This is a genomic window from Ralstonia mojiangensis, from assembly GCF_023955645.1.
GTDB lineage: Bacteria > Pseudomonadota > Gammaproteobacteria > Burkholderiales > Burkholderiaceae > Ralstonia > Ralstonia mojiangensis.
In genome coordinates this window covers 172,588-194,891 of the sequence record NZ_JAMXHU010000002.1, presented here as the reverse complement: position 1 = coordinate 194,891, position 22,304 = coordinate 172,588, and the positions used below count along the sequence as shown (strand labels likewise).

The following is a 22,304-nucleotide window of genomic DNA, read 5'->3' as shown; positions in this document are numbered from 1 at the left end:
ATCAACGACGCGCGTTGCAGTACAATCGCCCTTTAAAGACCGCGCGGCTTGGGCCCTCTTTGCCGCGCCCTCCCTCCCCAGCGGCACGCCATGAATGCCCCACTTCTGATCGACGCCAAACTCACGGCGCAGGACGCTGCGCCCCGGCTGCGCGAGATTCCCTACAACTACACCTCGTTCTCGGATCGGGAAATCGTCATCCGTTTGCTGGGCGAGTCTGCGTGGCAGATCCTGGACGAACTGCGCGCCGAGCGCCGCACCGGCCGTTCGGCACGCATGCTGTACGAAGTGTTGGGCGACGTCTGGGTGGTGCGCCGCAACCCCTATCTGCAGGACGACCTGCTCGACAACCCGAAGCGCCGGCAGATGCTGATCGACGCACTCAATCACCGCTTGGCGGAGATCGAGAAGCGCCGCGTGGCCGACCACGATTCGCACCACGACCCGGTGGGCGACGAGCGCGCCAGCAAGGTCGAGCAACTGGTTGTGCACGCCCGCCGCGCCGTCAAAGCGTTCCAGGAAGAATTCGCCCAGGTGTACGACCTGCGCCGCCGCGCCCAGAAGGTGCTCGGCCGCGTCACCGCGAAGGACAACATCAAGTTCGACGGCCTGTCGCGCGTGTCGCACGTGACCGACGCCACCGACTGGCGGGTCGAATATCCGTTCGTCGTGCTCACGCCCGATACGGAAGAAGAGATCGCCGGGATCGTCAAGGGCTGCTTCGAGCTGGGTCTGACCATCATCCCGCGCGGAGGCGGCACTGGCTACACCGGCGGCGCCGTGCCGCTCACGCCGTTCTCGGCCGTCATCAATACGGAAAAGCTGGAGCGTCTGGATGCGGTCGAGATGACCGACCTGCCTGGCGTTGACCATCCCGTGGCGACCATCTACTCGGGCGCCGGCGTGGTGACGCGCCGCGTGGCGGATGCGGCGGAGAAGGCCGGCCTCGTTTTCGCCGTGGACCCGACCTCGATCGATGCGTCGTGCATTGGCGGCAACGTTGCCATGAACGCCGGCGGCAAGAAGGCCGTGCTGTGGGGCACCGCGCTGGACAACCTCGCCTGGTGGCGCATGGTTGACCCGGACGGCAACTGGCTGGAAGTCCAGCGCCTCAATCACAACCTCGGCAAGATTCACGACGCGCCGGTTGTTATGTTCGAGCTGAAGTGGTTCGATGGCAACGCGCCGGTCGGCGCCAAGCTCTTGCGCACCGAGACGCTCACCATCGAAGGCCGCAAGTTCCGCAAGGAAGGCCTCGGCAAGGACGTCACCGACAAGTTCCTGGCCGGCCTGCCCGGCGTGCAGAAGGAAGGCTGCGACGGCATCATCACCAGCGCGCGCTGGATCCTGCACCGCATGCCGAAGTCGATCCGCACTGTGTGCCTGGAGTTCTTCGGCCAGGCGCGTGACGCGATCCCGAGCATCGTCGAAATCAAGGACTACCTCGACGCCGAGACCAAAAAGCCCGGCGGCGCGATCCTCGCGGGTCTGGAGCACCTGGACGAGCGCTACCTGCGCGCGGTCGGCTACGCCACCAAGAGCAAGCGCAACGCGTTTCCGAAGATGGTGCTGATTGGTGACATCGTCGGCGACGACGATGATGCCGTGGCGCGCGCCACGTCGGAGGTGATCCGCCTGGCCAACGGCAAGAGCGGCGAAGGTTTCGTGGCCGTGAGCCCCGAGGCGCGCAAGAAATTCTGGCTGGACCGCTCGCGCACAGCAGCGATTGCCAAGCACACCAACGCCTTCAAGATCAACGAAGACGTGGTGATTCCGCTCAATCGCATGGGCGAGTACACCGACGGCATCGAGCGCATCAACATCGAGCTGTCGATCAAGAGCAAGCTCAAGCTGACCGACGCGCTGCTCGATTTCTTCGCTGGCAGCAACCTACCGCTAGGCCGCACCGACGACGCCAACGAGATCCCCAGCGCTGAGCTGCTGGAAGACCGCGTGCAACAGGCACAGCAACTACTGCGTGCCACGCGTGCACGTTGGCAATATCTGCTGGACCATCTCGACACGCCGGTCACCACGGCGCGCGCAAGCCTGATCGGTCTTGGCCTGGGCTACTTGGCGCAGACCATCGACGATCGTCTGGTGAATCAGCCCGAGGCGAACCTGTTCCACCTGCTGCAGGATCGTACGATCCGCGTGTCGTGGAAGTCGGAGATCCGCGCCGAACTGCGCAAGATCTTCAACGGCGGCGAATTCAAGCCGATTCTTGACGAGGCCCAGTCGATCCACAAGAAGGTGCTGCGCGGTCGCGTATTTGTGGCGCTGCACATGCACGCCGGCGACGGTAACGTGCACACCAACATCCCCGTCAACTCGGATGACTACGACATGCTGCAGGACGCCCACAAGGCGGTGGCCCGCATCATGACGCTGGCGCGTTCGCTGGACGGTGTGATTTCGGGGGAGCACGGCATCGGCATCACCAAGCTGGAATTCCTGACCGACGAAGAAATCGCCGACTTCGCTGCCTACAAGCGCCGTGTCGACCCGAACGGCCGCTTCAACAAGGGCAAGCTGCTGCGCGACATCAACGACCCGCAAGGCTTGGCTGCTGACCTGCGCAACGCCTATACGCCGTCGTTCGGCCTGATGGGGCACGAGTCGATCATCATGCAGCAGAGCGACATCGGCGCCATCTCGGAGTCGATCAAGGACTGCTTGCGCTGCGGCAAGTGCAAGCCGGTGTGCGCCACGCACGTGCCGCGCGCCAATCTGCTCTACAGCCCGCGCAACAAGATTCTTGCCACCTCGCTGCTCATTGAGGCTTTCCTGTACGAAGAGCAGACGCGCCGCGGCGTGTCGGTCAAGCACTGGGAAGAGTTTGCCGACGTGGGCGACCACTGCACGGTGTGCCACAAGTGCGTGACGCCGTGCCCGGTCAAGATCGACTTCGGCGATGTGTCGATGAACATGCGCAACCTGCTGCGCAAGATGGGGCAGAAGAAGTTCAACCCCGGCACCGCAGCCGCGATGTTCTACCTGAACGCGACCAACCCCGAGACGATCAACTTCACGCGCAAGGTGATGTTCGACTGGGGCTACAAGGCGCAGCGTCTGGGCAACGACATCCTGAAGAAGTTCGCCAAGAAGCAGACCGCTCGTCCGCCCGCCACGGTGGGCAAGCCGCCGGTGCGCGAGCAGGTGATTCACTTCATCAACAAGAAGATGCCGGGCAACCTGCCCAAGAAGACCGCGCGCGCGTTGCTGGATATCGAGGACAACGAAATCGTCCCGATCATCCGCAACCCCAAGGCGACCACGCCGGACAGCGAGGCGGTCTTCTACTTCCCGGGCTGCGGCTCGGAGCGCTTGTTCTCGCAGGTGGGCTTGGCCACGCAGGCAATGCTGTGGCACGCCGGCGTGCAAACGGTGCTGCCGCCGGGCTACCTGTGCTGCGGTTATCCGCAGCGCGGCACCGGTCAGTTCGACAAGGCCGAGAAGATCGTCACCGACAACCGCGTGCTGTTCCATCGCGTGGCCAACACGCTCAACTACCTTGACATCAAGACGGTGGTGGTGAGCTGCGGCACTTGCTACGACCAGCTGGCCGGGTATGAATTCGACAAGATTTTCCCGGGCTGCCGGATCATCGACATTCACGAATACCTGCTGGAGAAGGGCGTGAAGATCGATGGTGTGCAGGGCACGCGCTACATGTACCACGACCCCTGCCACACCCCGATCAAGACCATGGACCCGACCAAGCTGGTCAACCAGCTGATGGGCGGCAACATCGGCGCCGACGGCCAGACGCGCGCGATCGAGAAGAACGATCGCTGCTGCGGGGAGTCGGGCACGCTGGCGATCTCACGACCGGACATCTCCACGCAGGTCCGCTTCCGCAAGGAAGAGGAGATGCAGAAGGGCGCCGACAAGCTGCGCAGCCTTGGGCAGACCAACGGCCAGGGCGAGGCGTTCAACGGCGACGTGAAGATCCTCACGAGCTGCCCGGCGTGTCTGCAGGGCCTGTCGCGCTACACCGAAGATGTCTCGGTGCAGGCCGACTACATTGTGGTCGAGATGGCGCGTCACGTGCTCGGCGAAACCTGGCTGCAGGACTACGTTGCCCAGGCCAACGCCGGCGGCATCGAACGAGTGCTGGTTTGACGATGAGCGAGCGGACGCCCGGCTGCGCGCTGTGCGAGGCGGACGGCGGTGAGCCCGTCTGGCGTAATGCCAAGGCGCGCGTGGTGCTGGTCGAGCACGCGCGCTTTCCGGGCTTCTGCCGCGTTATCTGGAACGACCACGTGGCCGAGCAGACCGACTTGTCTGATGCCGATCGCCACTGGCTGATGGACGTCGTCACCAAGGTCGAGCGTGTGCTGCGCGCCGAACTGGCGCCGGACAAGATCAACCTCGCCAGCTTCGGCAATTTCGTGCCGCATCTGCATTGGCACGTCATCCCGCGCTATCGGTGGGATACGCATTTTCCAGAAGCCGTGTGGGCCCCCGAGCAACGCGCGCCCGATACCGCGCGCATGGCCGAGCTCACGGCCAAGTTGCCGGCACTGTCGTACGCGCTGCAGGCGGCGCTGGCTGACGCTTGAGCCCCGTCGACGATCCGCTGGGTAACGCCTGGTAACGCATCGCCACCTCGTGCGCGGAACCCCTGTGGCGCGCACGACGTCTGATTCTCTTTCTGTTGCGCCAACGCCCTCGCCATGACGACACCGCGCACCGCCGCCACGCCCGATTCCCATAAGGATTCCATCTCCGAATTGACCGTCCACCATGGGCGGTTGAATCTCTCGGAGACTTGGCAACTGATTCGCCCGTACTGGTTTTCGGAAGATCGCCACAAGGCCTGGGGGCTGCTTGCGCTGGTGATTGGCCTGAACCTGTTCCTCGTGTTCATGAACGTGTTGTTCACCGATTGGAACCGGCTTTTCTACAACGCGCTCGAGCAGAAAAACTACGCCGAGTTCTGGGCGCAATTGCTGCGTTTCTCATGGATTGCCGCGCTGCTGATCATTGGCTCAATCATGCGGCTGTACTACTCGATGATGTTGCAGATGCGCTGGCGGACGTGGATTACCGGCAGCTTTCTCGACGACTGGCTCGGCAAGCAGGCGTTCTACCGTCTGGAACAGACGCACAGCGCCGACAACCCCGACCAACGCATTGCCGACGACCTGCGCACCTTTACCGATGCGACGCTCACCTTGGCGCTGGGCTTCCTGAATTCGGCCGTTACGCTGGTGTCGTTCTTCGGCATCCTGTGGGCGGTGTCGGGGCCGCTGGCGTTCAGCCTGGGCGGTCACGATTTCGTCATTCCGGGCTACATGGTTTGGTTTGCGCTGCTGTATTCGATCGTGGGCTCGGTCATCATCCACTTCGTGGGGCGGCCGCTGATCGGGCTGTCGTTCCAGCAGGAACGTTACGAGGCGTACTTCCGTTTCCTGCTCGTGCGTGTGCGCGAGAACAGCGAGAGCATCGCCCTGTATCGCGGTGAGCCGACCGAGAAAGCCATCCTGCGCGGCCGCTTCGAGCGCATCCGCACCAACTGGAATCAGTTGATGGATTACACGCGGCGCCTGACCTTCGCCAGTTCCGGCTACGCGCAGTTCGCCATCATCTTCCCGTTTCTGGTGTCGGCACCGCGCTACTTTGGCGGCACGCTCACGCTGGGCGGGATGATGCAGGTCGCGACAGCCTTCGGACAGGTGCAGGACGCGATGTCGTGGTTTGTCACGAACTACCGCACGCTGGTCACCTGGAAAGCTTCCACCAACCGGCTGATCGAATTCCAGCGCGCCATCCGCGCCGCCGAGCGTGAGGAAGAGCATCGCGCCGGCGTGCGCGACGTCGAGGTCGAAATCGCGGCAGTACCCGCCATCGAAGCCCGCGCCCTCGCGCTGAACCTCCCCAACCGCAAGCCCGAAGATTTGCTGGTCGAGCCCTTCGACATGACGCTCGCACGCGGTGAGCGTGTACTCGTCAATGGCCCGTCGGGCTGCGGCAAAAGCACGCTGGTGCGCGCCGTGGCAGGCATCTGGCCGTATGGCAGCGGCCACATCGAGGTGCCGGACGATGCCCGCGTCCTGTTCCTGCCGCAGCGCAGCTATCTACCGTCTGGCACGCTGGCCGACGCGCTTTCGTATCCGGATTTGGCCACCCAATACACCGCTGAGCGTCTGACCCAGGTGCTGAACGCGTGCCGGTTGCCGGCACTGACCGACCTCTTGGACGAGGTGAGCAACTGGAGCCTGCGCCTGTCGCCCGGCGAGCAGCAGCGCCTGGCTTTTGCGCGGGCTTTGCTGCAGCGCCCCGACTACCTCTTCCTCGACGAGGCTACCAGCGCACTCGACGAAGACACCGAGGCGTTCATGTACAGCCTGATGCTCGAATCGATGCCTGATGTGACCATCGTCAGCGTGGCGCACCGCAGCACCGTGGCACGATTCCACCATCGCCGCCTGCGGTACATCCCCGAGGGCGATCCGTTGACTGCGGTAAGCTATCGGGTGGTAGAAGAGCCTGCGCACATGGCGCTGGCGGCTTCCTGAAACGCAGTTTTTTGACTCGACGAGACGTTTTCCATGGCCGGACTTTCCGCCGACACTCCGCACCCGACCGGCATCACCGTGCATACGCAATCACGTGTGCTGGAGATCGCCTTTGCCGATGGCAAGCAGTTCAGCCTGCCGTTCGAATACTTGCGCGTGCTGTCGCCGTCGGCCGAAGTGCAGGGGCATGGGCCCGGTCAGGAGGTTCTGCAGACCGGCAAGCGCGAGGTGGGCATCGTCGGCGTCGAGCCGGTGGGCAATTACGCGATCCGGCCGCTGTTCTCCGACGGCCACGATTCCGGCATCTTCGATTGGGCCTACCTGTACCGCCTCGGCGTTGAGCAAGCCACGCTCTGGCAGGCGTATCTCGATCGTCTGGCCGCTGCTGGCGTCGACCGTGACGCCCCGATGGCAGAGAACGCCGGCCACGCCTGCGGCCACAGCCACTGATTCCCGATTCACTTCGCGGCGCCTGTGCGCTGCACCCGTATCCCTTTCTGTCATGAGCCAAACCCACTTCGGATTCCAGCAGGTCGATGAGCAGGAGAAGGCCGGCAAGGTTGCCGGCGTGTTCCATTCCGTCGCCAGCAAGTACGACGTGATGAACGACCTGATGTCCGGTGGCCTGCACCGCGTGTGGAAAATGTTCACCATCGCCCAGGCAGCGGTGCGCCCCGGCTACAAAGTCCTCGACATTGCCGGCGGCACAGGTGACCTGGCCAAGGCCTTCGCGCGCCAGGCAGGTCCTACCGGCGAGGTGTGGCTGACCGACATCAACGAGTCGATGCTGCGCGTCGGCCGTGACCGCCTGCTCGATGCCGGTGTGCTCACCCCCACCGCGCTGTGCGACGCCGAGCACATTCCCTTTCCGAATGCTTACTTCGATGTGGTGACAGTGGCATTCGGCTTGCGCAACATGACGCACAAGGATCGCGCGCTCGCAGAAATGCGTCGCGTGGTGAAGCCAGGCGGCAAGGTCATGGTGCTGGAGTTCTCCAAGGTGTGGCAGCCGCTGGAGAAGGCCTACGACGTGTACTCGTTCAAGGTGCTGCCGTGGCTGGGTAGCAAAGTGGCGGGCGACCCCGAGAGCTACCGCTACCTGGCCGAGTCCATCCGCATGCACCCGGATCAGGAAACGCTCAAGCAGATGATGGAACAGGCCGGATTGGACTCGGTCGAATACTTCAATCTGACAGCGGGTGTCGTGGCTCTGCACGTTGGCCGTCGCCTCTAAGTGTTTCCGTCGTTCCACCAGATGGGCGATGTAGCGCGCTGCGGCGATATGCCACGATCCTTCACATTGAATTTCCGCATTGACGTCTTCATCTAATGGCGTCACTGCCATTGGAGAGAAGACAGCGATGAGTTTGCATTGGGGTGGAAAATTGATGGCGGGTGCGCTGGTCGCGACGCTCGCACTGGGCACGGCGATTGACGCCAACGCCAAACGCATGGGCGGCAGTCGCAGCGTCGGCAAGCAGTCGTCCACCGTGACGCAACGCCAACAGACGCCGCCGGCCACAACGCCGTCGCCGACGCAGCAGGCCGCACCGGCTGCGCAACCTTCGCCGGCCGCACCGGCTCCGGCCGCGCCGGCCGCAAAACCCGGACGTAACTGGGGCGGCATGCTGGGTGGCCTGGCAGCGGGTCTGGGTATCGGTTACCTGCTGTCGAAGTTCGGTCTGGGCGCGGGCCTTGCCTCGCTGCTGTCGAACCTGATCCTGATCGCGCTCGTCGCTTTCGTGGTGATGTGGATCATCCGCAAGGTGCGCGGCAGCCGTCCGCAAGGTCCGGCCTATGCCACGGGTGGCCCGTCGCTGGGCGGCGACCGTGAGCCGTACGTGCCGCAACCTGCCGCTCCGGCCCCGCAGGCTTCTGCACCGGCAGCCACATCGCTGAACACCGGCAATACGTCGGGCCTGGGCGCTGGCGCGGCAACCGCTGCGCAGTCGTGGAACCTGGGTGGTCCGGCGGCTTCCAGCCCGCAGCCTGCTGGGGCCGCACCGCAACAGCCATGGGGCGTGCCGGCAGATTTCGACACGCAAGCCTTCCTGCGCAACGCCAAGGTCTACTTCATCCGCCTGCAGGCCGCTTGGGATGCCGGCAATCTCAACGACATCCGCGAATTCACCACGCCGGAGATGTTTGCCGAGATCAAGATGGACCTGGCTGACCGCGGCACGTCGCCCAACAAGACCGACGTGGTCTCTGTCGAAGCCGAAATGCTGGGCATCGAAACGCAGGCCGCCGAGTACCTCGCGAGCGTGCGCTTCTCGGGCATGATCCGCGAAGAAGCCAATGCGCCCGCACAGCCGTTTGCCGAGGTGTGGAACCTGACCAAGCCGACGCAGGGTGCGGGTGGTTGGGTGCTGGCGGGTATCCAGCAGTTGCAGTGATGCTGTAACAACTTGAAGCGCCGCAAAACGGCCGTTTCAACATTCCCCGTAAAATAGGGCCCGACCGTCCGGTTTGGGCCCTTTTTGCTGCCCGCCGCCAGCCCGCTTCTTGCTGCTTTCTTGCTGTTTTTGCGCACCATCACCGCATGTCCTCGACAGCCTCTTCGTCTCCGTTTCCGCTTGTGCTGATGCAGCCGCTGCTGCTCGCACTCAACCATCTGCTGCGCCAGGAGCCCTGGGCGCAGGAGACGCTGCGGCCGTTCGCGGGTCGCGTCGCACGCTTTAACTTGGCGCCCATGTCGATGACGTTGCAGGTGGATGCCACCGGCTTGGTGACCGCTCCCGATCCTGATGTTGAACCGGCGGTGACTGTTGTCGTGCCGCTGGCGGCCGCTGCCAGCGATTACGCCACGGGCGGACAGGCCGCCGTGCTCAAGCACGTGCGTATCGAGGGCGAGGCCGAATTCGCCAACGTGCTGTCCACGCTGCTGCGCAATCTGCGCTGGGATGCGGCGGAAGATCTCTCGCGCGTGTTTGGCGACGTCATCGCGCAGCGTATGGTGAGCGGCGCGCAGGCCGCCCGCACCGAGGCCACGCGCGTCAGTCGTTCGCTGGCGGAATCGGTGGTGTCGTATCTGACCGATGAGCAACCGACGCTCGTGCGCCATGCGCGCCTCGCGCAGTTCGCCGCCGATGTGGCGGCACTGCGTGATGCCGAAGCGCGTCTGGCCAAGCGGCTGGAGCGGCTCGAAAAATCCCCCCGACCGGCCATCCGGACCATCCGTCAGGGTGAATCGGCATGACGCGCTTATTCCGGCTGGGCAAGATCGTTTTCGTCATCCTCTATTACGGGCTGGATCAGCTCGCGTTGTCCGGCTTCAAGAGCCGCCGCATTCGCGCGCTCGTCTGGGTGCTGACGTTGGGCCGCAAGCCCAAGCTCCCGCGCGGTGAGCGCCTGCGACTGGCGCTGGAGCAGCTCGGGCCTATCTTCGTCAAGTTCGGGCAGGTGCTGTCTACGCGGCGCGATCTGCTACCGCCCGATGTGGCGGACGAACTGGCCAAGCTGCAGGATCGCGTACCGCCGTTTGACCCGAAGGTGGCGGCGGCCATCGTGGAGAAATCGCTCGGCAAGCCGCTGTCTGCGCTGTTCCATCGATTTGATCATCATCCGGTGGCGAGCGCGTCGATCGCGCAGGTGCATTTCGCCACGTTGCGCGGCGGCCCCGACGATGGCCGCGAGGTGGCGGTCAAGGTGCTGCGCCCGGGCATGCTGCCCGTGATCGACAGCGACCTCGCGCTCATGCGGGACCTCGCTACCTGGATGGAAAAACTGTGGGCCGACGCCAAGCGCCTGAAGCCGCGCGAGGTGGTCGCCGAGTTCGACAAGTACCTGCACGACGAGCTTGACCTGATGCGCGAGGCGGCCAACGCGAGCCAGTTGCGCCGCAATTTTGCCAAGTCCGACCTGTTGCTGGTGCCCGAGGTTTTCTGGGATTGGTGCACGTCTGAGGTGTTCGTGATGGAGCGCATGCACGGCATGCGGATCTCGCACACCGAAGAGCTGCGCGCCGCCGGCGTCGACATGCACAAGCTCGCGCGCGACGGCGTGGAGATTTTCTTCACACAGGTCTTCCGCGACGGTTTTTTCCATGCCGACATGCACCCCGGCAACATCCTCGTGAGTGTGGCGCCCGAGACGCTGGGCCGCTACATCGCGCTGGATTTCGGCATTGTCGGGGCGCTGTCGGAGTTCGATAAGAACTACCTGGCGCAGAACTTCCTCGCGTTTTTCCAGCGCGACTACCACCGCGTGGCGGTGCTCCACATCGAGTCTGGCTGGGCGCCGGAAGAGACGCGCGTGGAAGAGCTCGAAGGTGCCATTCGCGCTTGCTGCGAGCCGTATTTCGATCGGCCGCTGGGTGAAATTTCGCTGGGTCTGGTGCTGATGCGGCTGTTCCAGACCTCGCGCCGCTTCAACGTGGAAGTGCAGCCGCAGCTCGTCCTGCTGCAGAAGACCCTGTTGAACGTGGAAGGCCTTGGCCGCCAGCTCGATCCCGATCTGGACCTGTGGAAGACGGCCAAGCCATTCCTCGAACGCTGGATGCACGAGCAGATCGGCTGGCGCGGCTTTGTCGAGCGCCTGAAGGTCGAGGCGCCGCAATGGGCCAACAAGCTGCCGGACTTCCCGCGCCTGGTGTACCAGATTCTGGATCGCCGCTCCCGCGAGGACGGCAATGCGCAGACCGCGGCGCTCACTGCGCTGCTTGCCGAGCAAAAGCGCACGAACCGGCTGTTGTCTGCCGCGCTGTTGTTCGTCGGTGGTTTCGCGGTCGGCATCGTCGCGACGCATGTTCTGGCCTGGATGGCCCGCTACTGATCCGTCCTCACATTCCGAGTGCCATGGCCCAACCGCCCGTCTTCCAATCCCGTGACGCCGCCGATCCCGCCTTTTGGGACGAGCGCTTCAGCCGCGAGCACACCCCCTGGGATGCCGCCGGTGTGCCCGCCGCGTTCCGGCAATTCTGCGAAGCGCAGCCTGCGCCGCTTTCCACGCTGATTCCCGGTTGCGGCAACGCCTACGAGGCTGGCTGGCTGGCGGATCGCGGTTGGCCGGTCACTGCCATCGATTTCGCGCCCAGTGCCGTGGCGTCGGCTAAGACCGTGCTGGGCCCGCACGCCGACGTGGTGGAGTTGGCGGATTTCTTCCGCTTTTCGTCGCCTCGTCCGGTGCAATGGATCTACGAACGCGCTTTCCTGTGCGCTATGCCGCGTCGTCTGTGGCCCGATTACGCCGCGCAGGTGGCAAAACTGCTCCCGCCGGGCGGGTTGCTGGCCGGCTTCTTTGCCGTGGTGGAAGGCCGAGAGGCGGTCCCCAAAGGGCCGCCGTTCGAGACCACGCAACCCGAGCTGGATGGGCTGCTGTCGCCGGCGTTTGAGCGCATCAGCGATATGCCCATCGCCGAAGCTGATTCGATTCCGGTGTTCGCCGGGCGCGAGCGTTGGCAAGTCTGGCGCCGCCGCGCCGATTGATCCGTTTTCCCGGCCAGTGTTGGTGCGAAGCAACATGGGCCGTCGTCAACAAAAAGCCTGCCGGCGCCCGTTGTGGGCCGTCGCCCAGAAATCTGGCAAACGGGGCGGCATTCGTGGTCGTACCGATGCCCCGGCGTGCGGTCCCATCGCTATAATCCGGCCACTTTGCCCGGCGCCCCGGGGCCCAAAACCGGGCCACCATGGGGTTTTCCAGCTTCTTTCCGCGCTGCCATGCTGATCTGGTTTGTCATTGTTTACTGGGTGATTTCGGTCGGGATCGGCCTGTGGGCTGCACTGCGGGTGCGCAGTACCGCCGATTTCGCCGTGGCTGGCCGCAGCCTGCCGTTCTACGTCGTGACGGCAACGGTGTTCGCGACCTGGTTCGGCTCCGAGGCGGTGCTCGGGATTCCCGCAGAATTTCTCAAGGACGGCCTGCACGGTGTGGTGGCCGATCCGTTCGGTTCGTCGCTGTGCCTGATCTTGGTGGGTCTGTTCTTCGCCAAGCCGCTGTACCGGATGAACCTGCTCACCATTGGTGACTTCTATCGCAACCGCTTTGGCCGAGCAGCCGAAACGCTGACGACCCTGTGCATCGTCGTGTCGTACCTGGGCTGGGTGGCGGCGCAGATCAAGGCGCTGGGTCTGGTGTTCTACACCGTGTCTGACGGCGCGGTCTCGCAAGACCTCGGGATGATGATCGGCGCGGGCAGCGTGCTCGTCTACACGCTGTTCGGCGGCATGTGGTCGGTGGCGGTGACGGACTTCATCCAGATGATCATTATCGTGATCGGCATGCTGTACATCGGCTGGGAGGTGTCGGGTCAGGCCGGTGGCGTGGGCACGGTGGTGGCGCACGCGGCAGCTTCGGGCAAGTTCTCGTTTTGGCCGGCGTTCAACCCGATCGAGGTCATCGGCTTTGTGACAGCGTGGATCACCATGATGCTCGGCTCGATCCCGCAACAGGACGTGTTCCAGCGGGTGACCTCATCGCGCACCGAGCGCATCGCCGGTACGGCATCGGTGCTGGGCGGCGTGCTGTACTTCATGTTTGCGTTCGTGCCGATGTTCCTGGCGTATTCCGCCACGCTCATTGACCCGGAGATGGTCGCAAAGTACATCGATACCGATTCGCAGATGATCTTGCCGAACCTGGTGCTGCAGCACGCGCCGATCTTCGCGCAGGTGATGTTCTTCGGCGCGCTGCTGTCGGCCATCAAGAGCTGCGCGAGCGCGACGCTGCTGGCGCCGTCCGTGACGTTTGCCGAAAACGTGCTGCGCCCGCTGTTGCCGAACATGGATGACAAGCGCTTCCTGCGCGTGATGCAGGCAGTGGTGCTGACATTCACAGTGCTGGTGACGCTGTTTGCGCTGAACTCGCACTTGTCGATCTTCCACATGGTCGAAAGTGCTTACAAGGTCACGCTGGTGGCCGCGTTCGTGCCGCTGGCCTTCGGGCTGTTCTGGAAGCGCGCGACGAAGCAGGGTGGTCTGTTGGCCATCATCCTGGGCCTCGCGGCATGGATCTGGTGCGAAGTGTTCCTGCCCGATGCGATGCTTCCGCCGCAATTGGTTGGCCTCTTGGCCAGTTTCGGCGCGATGGTCCTGGGCTCGCTCGGACCGCAGTGGATCGCGAACCGCGCGCCGACCACCAAGGCGGCCACGCAAGCTTGAGCGTCTCGCTGCAGGCGTGCGCGGTGTGCCACTTTGTCGCGCATCGCCATCGCCCACCCCGAATCTGCGGTCGGGAATTCCCCTAAAAGGGTTTATAATTCAAGGCTTTGCGCGCCAGCACTTGTATGGCGCGCGGCTGCCCCAATCTTGCGTGAGCCCATGTGCGTATTTCCCGCACCGCGCTCGCGGGATGCGCGGGCAATCCAATCGTTTTCTTGTCATTTGTTTGTTTCAGGGTGAGGACACCATGCCGATCTATGCTTATCGATGCGACGCCTGCGGCCACGCCAAAGATGTGCTGCAGAAGATGAGCGACGCGCCGTTGACGGATTGCCCCGCATGCGGCGCGCCGGCGTTCAAGAAGCAGCTCACCGCTGCCGGCTTCCAGCTCAAGGGTTCGGGCTGGTACGTGACGGATTTCCGCGGCGGTTCGGGCGGTGCCTCGGCTGCAGCAGCCGGAACCGGTACGGCGGCCAAGGCAGATGCCGCAGCACCAGCCGCTGCTGCCGCCCCCGCCGCGTCGTCGGATAGCGCGTCGTCCAGCGCCAGCACGCCGGCGGCGTCCGGTGGTTGCGGCACGTCCTGCGCTTGCCACTGATCGCATCGCTCACCTTTCGGCCCATCGCCCCATGAAACAGAAAACCAGCGCACTCAAGACATGGTTCCTGACCGGTCTTCTGGTGCTTGTCCCGCTTGCGATCACGCTGTGGGTGCTGTCGCTCATCATCGGCACGATGGACCAGAGCCTGGCGCTGCTGCCGTCGGCATGGCAGCCGGATCAGCTGTTCGGGCGGCGCATTCCTGGCGTGGGCGCGATTCTCACGCTGGCGTTCATCCTGATCGTGGGCGTGCTGGCCCACAACTTCATCGGCCAGAAGCTGGTGCTGTGGTGGGAAGCGCTCGTGGGCCGCATTCCTGTGGTCGGCCCGATCTATTCGAGCGTGAAGCAGGTGTCGGACACACTGCTGTCGTCCAACGGCAATGCATTCCGCAAGGCGCTGCTGGTGCAATACCCGCGCGAAGGCTCCTGGACGATCGCCTTCCTGACCGGCCGCCCCGGCGGTGATGTTGAGAACCACCTGCAGGGCGAGTACGTCAGCGTGTACGTGCCGACCACGCCGAACCCGACGTCGGGTTTCTTCCTGATGATGCCCAAGGCTGACACCATCGAGCTGGACATGACGGTGGACGCTGCGCTCAAGTACATCGTGTCGATGGGGGTAGTGGCGCCCGAAGCGTTGCCGCGCCGCATGGACCCGCCCGATGCCTCGCCACACACGGAGGACCGGTCGCCGGCTCAAGGGCCGCGCGACCCTTCGAATCCGACCGCGCTGCCTGCAGAGGGCGGCGCCATCGCGGCACCCTGAGTCGGCGATACGAACGAAGTCGAATCGACGCCGGCCCCAATCAACTTTCATGCGCGACGCTTTCTTGGCGGCGCGCTTCGCGGAAAACCACAACATGCAAATGCGTACTCAATACTGCGGTCAGGTCACCGAACAACTGCTCGGCCAGAGCGTCACGCTGTCGGGCTGGGCCCATCGTCGTCGTGACCACGGTGGCGTGATCTTCATCGACCTGCGCGACCGTGAAGGCCTGGTGCAGGTCGTGTGCGACCCGGACCGCCCGGAGATGTTCAAGGTGGCCGAAGGTGTGCGCAACGAGTTCTGCCTGCAGGTGAAGGGCGTCGTGCGCGCCCGGCCGGAAGGCACCACCAACGCCAACCTGACCAGCGGCAAGGTCGAAGTGCTGTGCCACGAGCTGACGGTGCTCAACGCCTCCGTCACGCCTCCGTTCCAGCTGGACGACGACAACCTGTCGGAAACCACGCGCCTGACGCATCGCGTGCTGGACCTGCGCCGCCCGCAAATGCAGTACAACCTGCGTCTGCGCTACAAGGTTGCGATGGAAGTGCGCAAGTACCTGGACGACAAGGGCTTCATCGACATCGAAACGCCGATGCTGACCAAGAGCACCCCGGAAGGCGCGCGCGATTACCTCGTGCCGTCGCGCGTGAATGCTGGCCAGTTCTTCGCGCTGCCGCAATCGCCGCAGCTCTTCAAGCAGATGCTGATGGTGTCGGGCTTCGACCGCTACTACCAGATCACCAAGTGCTTCCGCGACGAAGACCTGCGTGCTGACCGCCAGCCAGAATTCACCCAGATCGACTGCGAAACGTCGTTCCTGAGCGAGCAGGAAATCCGCGACCTGTTTGAAGAGATGATCCGCACGGTGTTCAAGAACACCATGTCGGTGGAGCTGGATGCCAAGTTCCCGGTGATGGAATTCCGCGAAGCGATGGCCCGCTTCGGTTCGGACAAGCCGGACCTGCGCGTCAAGCTGGAATTTACCGAGCTGACCGACGCCATGAAGGACGTCGACTTCAAGGTGTTCTCGAGCCCGGCCAACGCTGAAGGCGGCCGCGTCGTGGCACTGCGCGTGCCGGGCGGTGCTTCCCTGTCGCGTGGTGATATCGACGCATACACCAAGTTCGTCGAAATCTACGGCGCGAAGGGCCTGGCCTGGATCAAGGTCAACGAAGTGGCCAAGGGCCGCGACGGCTTGCAATCGCCGATCGTGAAGAACCTGCACGACGCGGCTATCGCCGAGATCCTCAAGCGCAGCGGCGCACAAGATGGCGACATCCTGTTCTTCGGTGCCGACCGCGCGAAGGTCGTCAACGACGCGATGGGTGCACTGCGCCTGAAGGTGGGCCATTCGGATTTTGCCAAGAGCAACGGGCTGTTCGAAGACGCCTGGAAGCCGCTGTGGGTGATCGACTTCCCGATGTTCGAGTACGACGAGGAAGACGCACGCTGGGTAGCCATGCACCACCCGTTCACGAGCCCGAAGGACGAGCACCTGGAATACCTGGAAACCGATCCGGGCAAGTGCATCGCCAAGGCTTACGACATGGTGCTCAACGGCTGGGAAATCGGCGGCGGCTCGGTGCGGATCTACCGCGAAGAAGTGCAGAGCAAGGTGTTCCGCGCGCTGAAGATCAACGATGAAGAAGCGCGCGCCAAGTTCGGCTTCCTGCTCGACGCACTGCAGTACGGTGCGCCTCCGCACGGCGGTATCGCGTTCGGTCTGGACCGCGTTGTCACGATGATGGCCGGTGCGGATTCGATCCGCGACGTGATCGCCTTCCCGAAGACGCAGCGTGCGCAGGATCTCCTGACGCAGGCACCGAGCCCGGTCGACGAGAAGCAATTGCGCGAGCTGCATATCCGCTTGCGCGCTGCCGAGGCCAAAGTGGCCGCACCGACGGCTGCAACGACTGCCTAAGCGCCCGAGCTGACGCTCCACAACAGACCGCGCCGCCTGAAAGGGCGGCGCGTTTTTTTTTTGCGCCTGCTGGGACAACTCGCAGCAATCGGGAACATTGGGTGCTAAACCGAATCTTTCGTTTCTGTCACGTTGGGTGACAACGAAGGAGGAGTGTTTAGATGGACTACGTCGACTTTGCGCGCACATGGGTCGCCGCACATGCCGAGTTCCTGTTGACTTGGCTGATTGCAGCGCTGGTGGTGATGCTGCTGGCCTGGATCGAAATCCGCCGTGCCACGCGGCGTGCCGCCATGGCCATGACCGAGGCCGTAGCCACCACGGTTGCGGCTTGCGTGCCCGAAATTGCGGCTGCGGCGCAGGGCGCACATCCACCGGGGCCCGCCTCGGCGTCGCCTGCGGGTTTGGCCGAGGGGATGCGCGCGTTGGGTCACCTTGCGGCGGAGCGGATGCATTGGCTGCACGCGGTCGCCAACCTGCGTCTACCCGAAACGGCGTTGCCGCCAGCCGCACCAGGCATGCCCGTGCATCCGCTCGTATATGACACACCGCGCCCGTTGGCCGAAGCGCATTTGGCGGCGGAACTCCGCTTTGCCGATCACGCGCGTGTCTTGCAGGCCGAACGCCGCGCCCTGCAAGTGTTGGAGACCGCTGAGCGCGAAGGCACCAGCGAACTGCATCGCATCGAGCGTGAGACCTCGGCGATTGTTGAACGCTTCGACCAGGCCAACGCGCAATCCGAACAGACCGATGTGCAGCGCTTCCTCATTCAGAAATTCAACACGCTGGGCAACCGCGAACGCGAGTTGACCGCACAGCTCGCTGCGCTGCGCCAACAGCTCGGCGAGCGTACAGAGGCGTTGTGGGCGCAATCACAGCGCGCAGCCGATGACTATGCTGCGATGCTCGATCCGCTGCTGGCCGTCGCCCGCCGTGAGTTTGGTCACGAAACGGCGACGGATGAGACGGCGCTGTGGCTTGCCCGCACGCGCACAGGCCAAGGGCCGTTGCGCGCTGCCTGATTGCTGCCGCGGCATGGCAGCACGCAGAACGTCACGGTGGCACGCTTCTGGCTGCGGTAAGCTATTGCCTTGCAGCGCGATCGCGCCGCCCCATCGAAGCACGCAGCAACCGCACTCATGCCGCACAAGATTCCCGTCTCCGTTCTCGTCGTCATTCACACGCCCGATTTACACGTGTTGGTGATGGAGCGGGCAGATCATCCGGGCTTCTGGCAATCCGTGACCGGCAGTTGCGATGCGCTCGACGAACCCCTGGCCGACACGGCTCGCCGCGAGGTGCTGGAAGAAACCGGCATCGACGCGGCCCAGCATCATCTGATTGACTGGGGCCACCACATCGAATACGAGATCTACCCCCGCTGGCGGCACCGCTACGCGCCGGGCGTTACGCGCAACACCGAGCATTGGTTCGGCTTGCTGGTGAGCGGCAAGGTGCCGGTGCGGATGTCACCGCGCGAGCATGTGCAGGCCGAATGGCTGCCCTACCAAGATGCCGCCGCGCGGTGCTTCTCTCGCAGCAACGCCGAGGCCATTTTGCAGTTGCCCGAACGCCTTGCTGCCTATCACGCGCGTCAGGCCGCACTGACAAAGGACCGAGCCTGACATGCTCCGTTTGCGCGTTGCCACCTACAACATCCACAAAGGCGTGACAGGCATCGCGCGGCGCGTGCGCGTGCATGACGTGCGGCAGGGCCTGCATACGATGGACGCCGACATCGTCTTCCTGCAGGAAGTACAGGACCGCAACGACCGCCTGGTTGCCGCCGAGCTGTTCGATCCGAACTACACGCAGCTGCGCTACCTTGCGACCGACGTCTATCCGCACTCGGTCTATGGCCGCAACGCCGTCTACGAGCATGGCCACCACGGCAACGCCATCCTCTCGCGGTTCCCGATCCTGCTGTCGGAAAACCTCGATATCTCCGACCACCGTTTCGAGCAGCGCGGCCTGCTGCACGCCGTGACCGATCTCGGCTTTGGCGAGGTCCATTTGCTGTGCGCTCACTTCGGCCTGTTTGCCCGCAGCCGGTTGCGGCAGGCAGAGGCGCTCGTCGATCGCGTGCGTTCCGTCGTGCCACCGGATGCGCCGCTCGTAGTGGCGGGCGATTTCAACGATTGGAACAACCGGCTCGATCGCATGATCTGCCAGGCGCTGGGTGCGACCGAAGTGGCCGACAAGGCCGCCGATGCGCGCCCGGTGCGCACTTTCCCGAGCCACATGCCCTGGTTGCGACTGGACCGCATTTACGTGCGCGGGTTTGAGATCGAACGTGCGCATGCGTTGACGGGCCGCGAATGGGCGCAGCGCTCTGATCACGTGCCCCTGCTGGCGGAACTGGCACATTCATGAGGGTCGTTCGCGATGCAGGGCCGCTGCGCTCGGAGTGGCGGCGGGGTAAGCCCCTGCCGGGCAACGACGTCGACCTGCTGTGCGGCGGTGCCGAGTTCTTCCCAGCCTTGATCGAGGCAATCGACGCCGCGCAACGCCGCGTTGCGCTCGAAACCTACATCTACAGCGACGACCCCACCGCCCACAGCGTGACAGAAGCGCTCGCCCGCGCGGCGCGCCGCGGCGTGGATGTCAACCTGACCATCGACGGCTTCGGCACCGGGCTGCTGCCCGACAGCATCGGCGCAATGCTCGAAGCGGCGGGCGTGAGCTTGCGCATCTATCGTCCGGTGCGCGGCTTTCGCCTGCAGCGCCGCTACTTGCGACGGCTGCATCGGAAGATCGTCGTCATCGATGACGACGTGGCGTTCGTGGGCGGCATCAATATCATCGACGACCTGAATCACGCGCCATTTCACGACGCTGCGCTGGGGCCGCGTTACGACTTTGCAGTGCGGGTACGCGGGCCGCTGGTCGCGCAGATTGCGCTGACCGTCGACCGGCTCTGGTGGCAGATGGGCGTGCGTGCCGGCATGCGGGAGGTCGGTGTAACGGGCGTCGCCGCCGAGTTTCCGGTGATGACGGATACGCCGCGACCACGGCATCGCGGAGCATCCGGACGGGAAAGTGAGCGCGCACCGGGCACCGTGTTGGCTTCGCTGGTGCTGCGTGACAACGTCCGTAACCGGCGTGCGATCGAACGCGAGTATCTGCGCGCGCTGGGTGTGGCGCGGCACGAGGTGATCATTGCCAACGCGTACTTCCTGCCGGGCGTGCGCTTCATGCGTGCGCTGGCAGCATGCCGACGGCGCGGTGTGCGCGTGCGCCTGCTTTTGCAGGGGCAGGTCGAATACCGGTTGCAGCACTACGCGACGCGCTCGCTGTATCACATGCTGTTGCGCGACAACGTTGAGATCCACGAATACACATCCAGCTTCCTGCATGCCAAGGTAGCCGTGGTGGACGATCGATGGGCCACGATCGGCTCCAGCAACATCGACCCGTTCAGCCTGCTGCTGGCACGCGAAGCCAACGTCGTCGCGTGGGATGCGACCGTGGCCAACGAATTGCGCGGCGCACTTGAAGACGCGATCACCCATCACGCACGCCGCGTCCTGGCTGATGAGCACGCCGCGCGCCGCTGGTGGTGGCGCCTGGCAGATTGGTGCGCCTACCGCCTCGTGCGCCTTGGCGTCGTCATCAGCGGGCGCGCAGCGCAGTATTAGCGGTGCAGACACCTGCAAAAACATAACAAGACGGAGGAGACATGCAAGTCATCACAGCCGATGAGGCGGCGCGGTTGGTACAGCCGGAGTGGACGGTCGCATGCGCCGGATTTGTCGGCGCGGGCCATGCAGAGGCCGTTACGCACGCGCTGGAGCGGCGCTTTCTGGCCACCGGCGAGCCGCGCGATCTCACACTGGTCTACTCCGCCGGACAAGGCGATCGTGCCACGCGCGGCGTCAACCACTTCGGCAATCCCGGGATGACGCGCTGTGTGGTCGGCGGGCATTGGCGCTCCGCCACACGACTGGCGGACCTGGCGCTTGCCGAACAATGCGATGCGTTCAACCTGCCCCAGGGCGTGCTCACGCATCTGTACCGCGCCATCGCGGGTGGCAAGCCCGGCGTGCTGACCAAGATGGGTCTGCACACCTTCGTCGACCCACGCACGGAGCTTGACGCGCGTTACCACGGCGGCGCCATCAATGCCCGCGCCAAGGCGGCGCGCGCCGCAGGCACGGCCTCGTGGGTCGAGTACGAACCCTTTCGCGGCGAAGACTATCTCTTCTACCCCAGCTTTCCGTTGCACTGCGTCTTCTTGCGCGGTACGGCCGCCGACCCGCGCGGCAATATCAGCACGCACGAAGAAGCCTTTCATCACGAACTGCTGGCCATGGCGCAGGCCGCACGCAACTCGGGTGGCATCGTCATCGCGCAAGTGCGTCGGCTCGTCGATCGGCACGACAACCTGCAGGCGATCCACGTGCCGGGCATCCTCGTCGATTACGTGGTCGTTGCTGACGATGAAGCCGAACATCAGATGACCTTCGGCGAGGCGTTCAACCCGACCTACATCCGCCCGTGGCAAGGCGAGGCGGTCCAACTCAAGGAAGACGCCATCGAAGCGAGCGAGGCGCTGGAGACGAGCCAGCACGGCGCGCTCGATGCCCGCACGCTGGTGCAACGCCGTGCCGTGCTGGAACTGATGGCGCAGCAACCGCGCGTCGTGAACCTGGGCGTCGGCATGCCCGCAGCTGTCGGCGCCCTGGCTGAACAGGAGGGCGCGCGTGGCTTTACGCTCACCGTGGAGGCCGGTCCCATCGGCGGCACGCCAGCAGATGGCCTCAGCTTCGGCGCCTCGGCCTATCCCGAAGCCGTGGTGGATCAGCCAGCGCAGTTCGACTTCTACGAAGGTGGCGGCATCGATCTCGCCATCCTCGGCCTTGCAGAACTGGACGGCGCCGGCAACGTCAACGTCAGCCTGTTTGGCGAGGGCGGCGACACCGTCGTCGCAGGTGTCGGCGGTTTCATCAACATCACGCAGAGCGCACGCTCGGTCGTGTTCATGGGCACGCTCACCGCTGGCGGCCTTCAAGTCGAAGCCGAAGACGGCAAGCTGCGCATCGTGCGCGAAGGGCGGCTCAAGAAGATCGTGCCGGCCGTGTCCCATCTGACCTTCAACGGTGAGTATGCGGCGCGATCGGGCATTCCCGTGCGCTACGTGACCGAGCGCGCTGTCTTCGAAATGCGTGACGCCGGCCACGGCGCACGGCGCCTCACGCTGACTGAAATCGCTCCCGGCATCGACCTGCAGCGCGATGTACTGGACCAGTGTGCCGCAGAGGTTGCCGTGGCAGCCGACCTGCGTGAAATGGACGCCCGCATCTTCCGCCGTGGTGCCATGTGCTCAGGCATTACGCCGGTTTGATTTTCGGGCAGTTTATTTACTGATGGGTAGCACTAGAAAATCCATCCGCTA

At 64.3% G+C, this 22,304-nt stretch carries 18 protein-coding genes; all 18 read left to right on the top strand.

Going from position 1 to position 22,304, the window contains the following annotated elements; genetic code table 11:
• The first annotated feature begins 90 nt into the window (after window positions 1-90).
• The 18 genes from NG898_RS07580 to NG898_RS07495 all read left to right on the top strand — a co-directional run bounded on the left by NG898_RS07580 (window position 91) and on the right by NG898_RS07495 (window position 22,253).
• Window positions 91-4,125, top strand: a complete 4,035-nt coding sequence (locus NG898_RS07580; RefSeq protein ID WP_252691776.1) for a DUF3683 domain-containing protein — start codon at window positions 91-93, stop codon at window positions 4,123-4,125.
• A 2-nt stretch (window positions 4,126-4,127) separates the two neighbouring features.
• A complete protein-coding gene (locus NG898_RS07575) occupies window positions 4,128-4,565 on the top strand; it encodes an HIT family protein (RefSeq protein WP_252691775.1) in 438 nt (145 codons plus the stop codon).
• A gap of 114 nt (window positions 4,566-4,679) precedes the next feature.
• Window positions 4,680-6,524: an ABC transporter ATP-binding protein/permease gene (locus NG898_RS07570; RefSeq protein ID WP_252691774.1), complete on the top strand. Its 1,845-nt coding sequence runs from the start codon at window positions 4,680-4,682 to the stop codon at window positions 6,522-6,524.
• Window positions 6,525-6,557: 33 nt separating this feature from the next.
• Window positions 6,558-6,974 (top strand): gamma-butyrobetaine hydroxylase family protein, encoded by a 417-nt coding sequence (locus NG898_RS07565; RefSeq protein WP_092973318.1) that lies wholly within the window; start codon window positions 6,558-6,560, stop codon window positions 6,972-6,974.
• A 52-nt stretch (window positions 6,975-7,026) separates the two neighbouring features.
• Entirely contained in the window at window positions 7,027-7,758 is a 732-nt protein-coding gene (gene ubiE / locus NG898_RS07560; protein ID WP_004633265.1) for a bifunctional demethylmenaquinone methyltransferase/2-methoxy-6-polyprenyl-1,4-benzoquinol methylase UbiE, read from the top strand.
• 127 nt (window positions 7,759-7,885) lie between these two features.
• Complete coding sequence (locus NG898_RS07555; protein ID WP_252691772.1) at window positions 7,886-8,920, top strand: Tim44 domain-containing protein; 1,035 nt, start codon at window positions 7,886-7,888, stop codon at window positions 8,918-8,920.
• Between the two features lie 146 nt (window positions 8,921-9,066).
• Window positions 9,067-9,723, top strand: a complete 657-nt coding sequence (locus tag NG898_RS07550; protein ID WP_252691771.1) for a ubiquinone biosynthesis accessory factor UbiJ — start codon at window positions 9,067-9,069, stop codon at window positions 9,721-9,723.
• Window positions 9,720-11,297 carry a ubiquinone biosynthesis regulatory protein kinase UbiB gene (ubiB, locus tag NG898_RS07545; protein ID WP_252691770.1) on the top strand — a complete coding sequence of 526 codons (1,578 nt, stop codon included), beginning with the start codon at window positions 9,720-9,722 and terminating at the stop codon, window positions 11,295-11,297. The genes NG898_RS07550 and ubiB overlap by 4 nt, the downstream gene beginning before the upstream one ends.
• A gap of 23 nt (window positions 11,298-11,320) precedes the next feature.
• On the top strand, window positions 11,321-11,950 hold the full coding sequence (locus NG898_RS07540; RefSeq protein ID WP_252691769.1) for a TPMT family class I SAM-dependent methyltransferase: 630 nt from the start codon (window positions 11,321-11,323) through the stop codon (window positions 11,948-11,950).
• 231 nt (window positions 11,951-12,181) lie between these two features.
• Complete coding sequence (locus tag NG898_RS07535) at window positions 12,182-13,621, top strand: high affinity choline transporter 1 (RefSeq protein WP_252691768.1); 1,440 nt, start codon at window positions 12,182-12,184, stop codon at window positions 13,619-13,621.
• 247 nt (window positions 13,622-13,868) lie between these two features.
• On the top strand, window positions 13,869-14,219 hold the full coding sequence (locus NG898_RS07530; protein WP_252691767.1) for an FmdB family zinc ribbon protein: 351 nt from the start codon (window positions 13,869-13,871) through the stop codon (window positions 14,217-14,219).
• A 31-nt stretch (window positions 14,220-14,250) separates the two neighbouring features.
• Entirely contained in the window at window positions 14,251-14,988 is a 738-nt protein-coding gene (locus NG898_RS07525) for a DUF502 domain-containing protein (protein ID WP_252691766.1), read from the top strand.
• A 49-nt stretch (window positions 14,989-15,037) separates the two neighbouring features.
• Complete coding sequence (gene aspS / locus NG898_RS07520; RefSeq protein ID WP_252691765.1) at window positions 15,038-16,909, top strand: aspartate--tRNA ligase; 1,872 nt, start codon at window positions 15,038-15,040, stop codon at window positions 16,907-16,909.
• 161 nt (window positions 16,910-17,070) lie between these two features.
• Window positions 17,071-17,931 carry a hypothetical protein gene (locus tag NG898_RS07515; protein WP_252691764.1) on the top strand — a complete coding sequence of 287 codons (861 nt, stop codon included), beginning with the start codon at window positions 17,071-17,073 and terminating at the stop codon, window positions 17,929-17,931.
• A gap of 117 nt (window positions 17,932-18,048) precedes the next feature.
• Window positions 18,049-18,534 (top strand): dihydroneopterin triphosphate diphosphatase, encoded by a 486-nt coding sequence (gene nudB / locus NG898_RS07510; protein ID WP_252691763.1) that lies wholly within the window; start codon window positions 18,049-18,051, stop codon window positions 18,532-18,534.
• A gap of 1 nt (window position 18,535) precedes the next feature.
• Entirely contained in the window at window positions 18,536-19,282 is a 747-nt protein-coding gene (locus NG898_RS07505) for an endonuclease/exonuclease/phosphatase family protein (RefSeq protein WP_252691761.1), read from the top strand.
• The gene (clsB, locus tag NG898_RS07500; RefSeq protein WP_252691760.1) at window positions 19,279-20,547 is read left to right on the top strand and encodes a cardiolipin synthase ClsB; all 1,269 of its coding nucleotides are present in this window, start codon (window positions 19,279-19,281) and stop codon (window positions 20,545-20,547) included. Before NG898_RS07505 ends, clsB begins: the two co-directional genes overlap by 4 nt.
• Before the next feature lie 41 nt (window positions 20,548-20,588).
• Window positions 20,589-22,253, top strand: a complete 1,665-nt coding sequence (locus NG898_RS07495; protein ID WP_252691758.1) for an acyl CoA:acetate/3-ketoacid CoA transferase — start codon at window positions 20,589-20,591, stop codon at window positions 22,251-22,253.
• Window positions 22,254-22,304 lie beyond the last annotated feature (51 nt).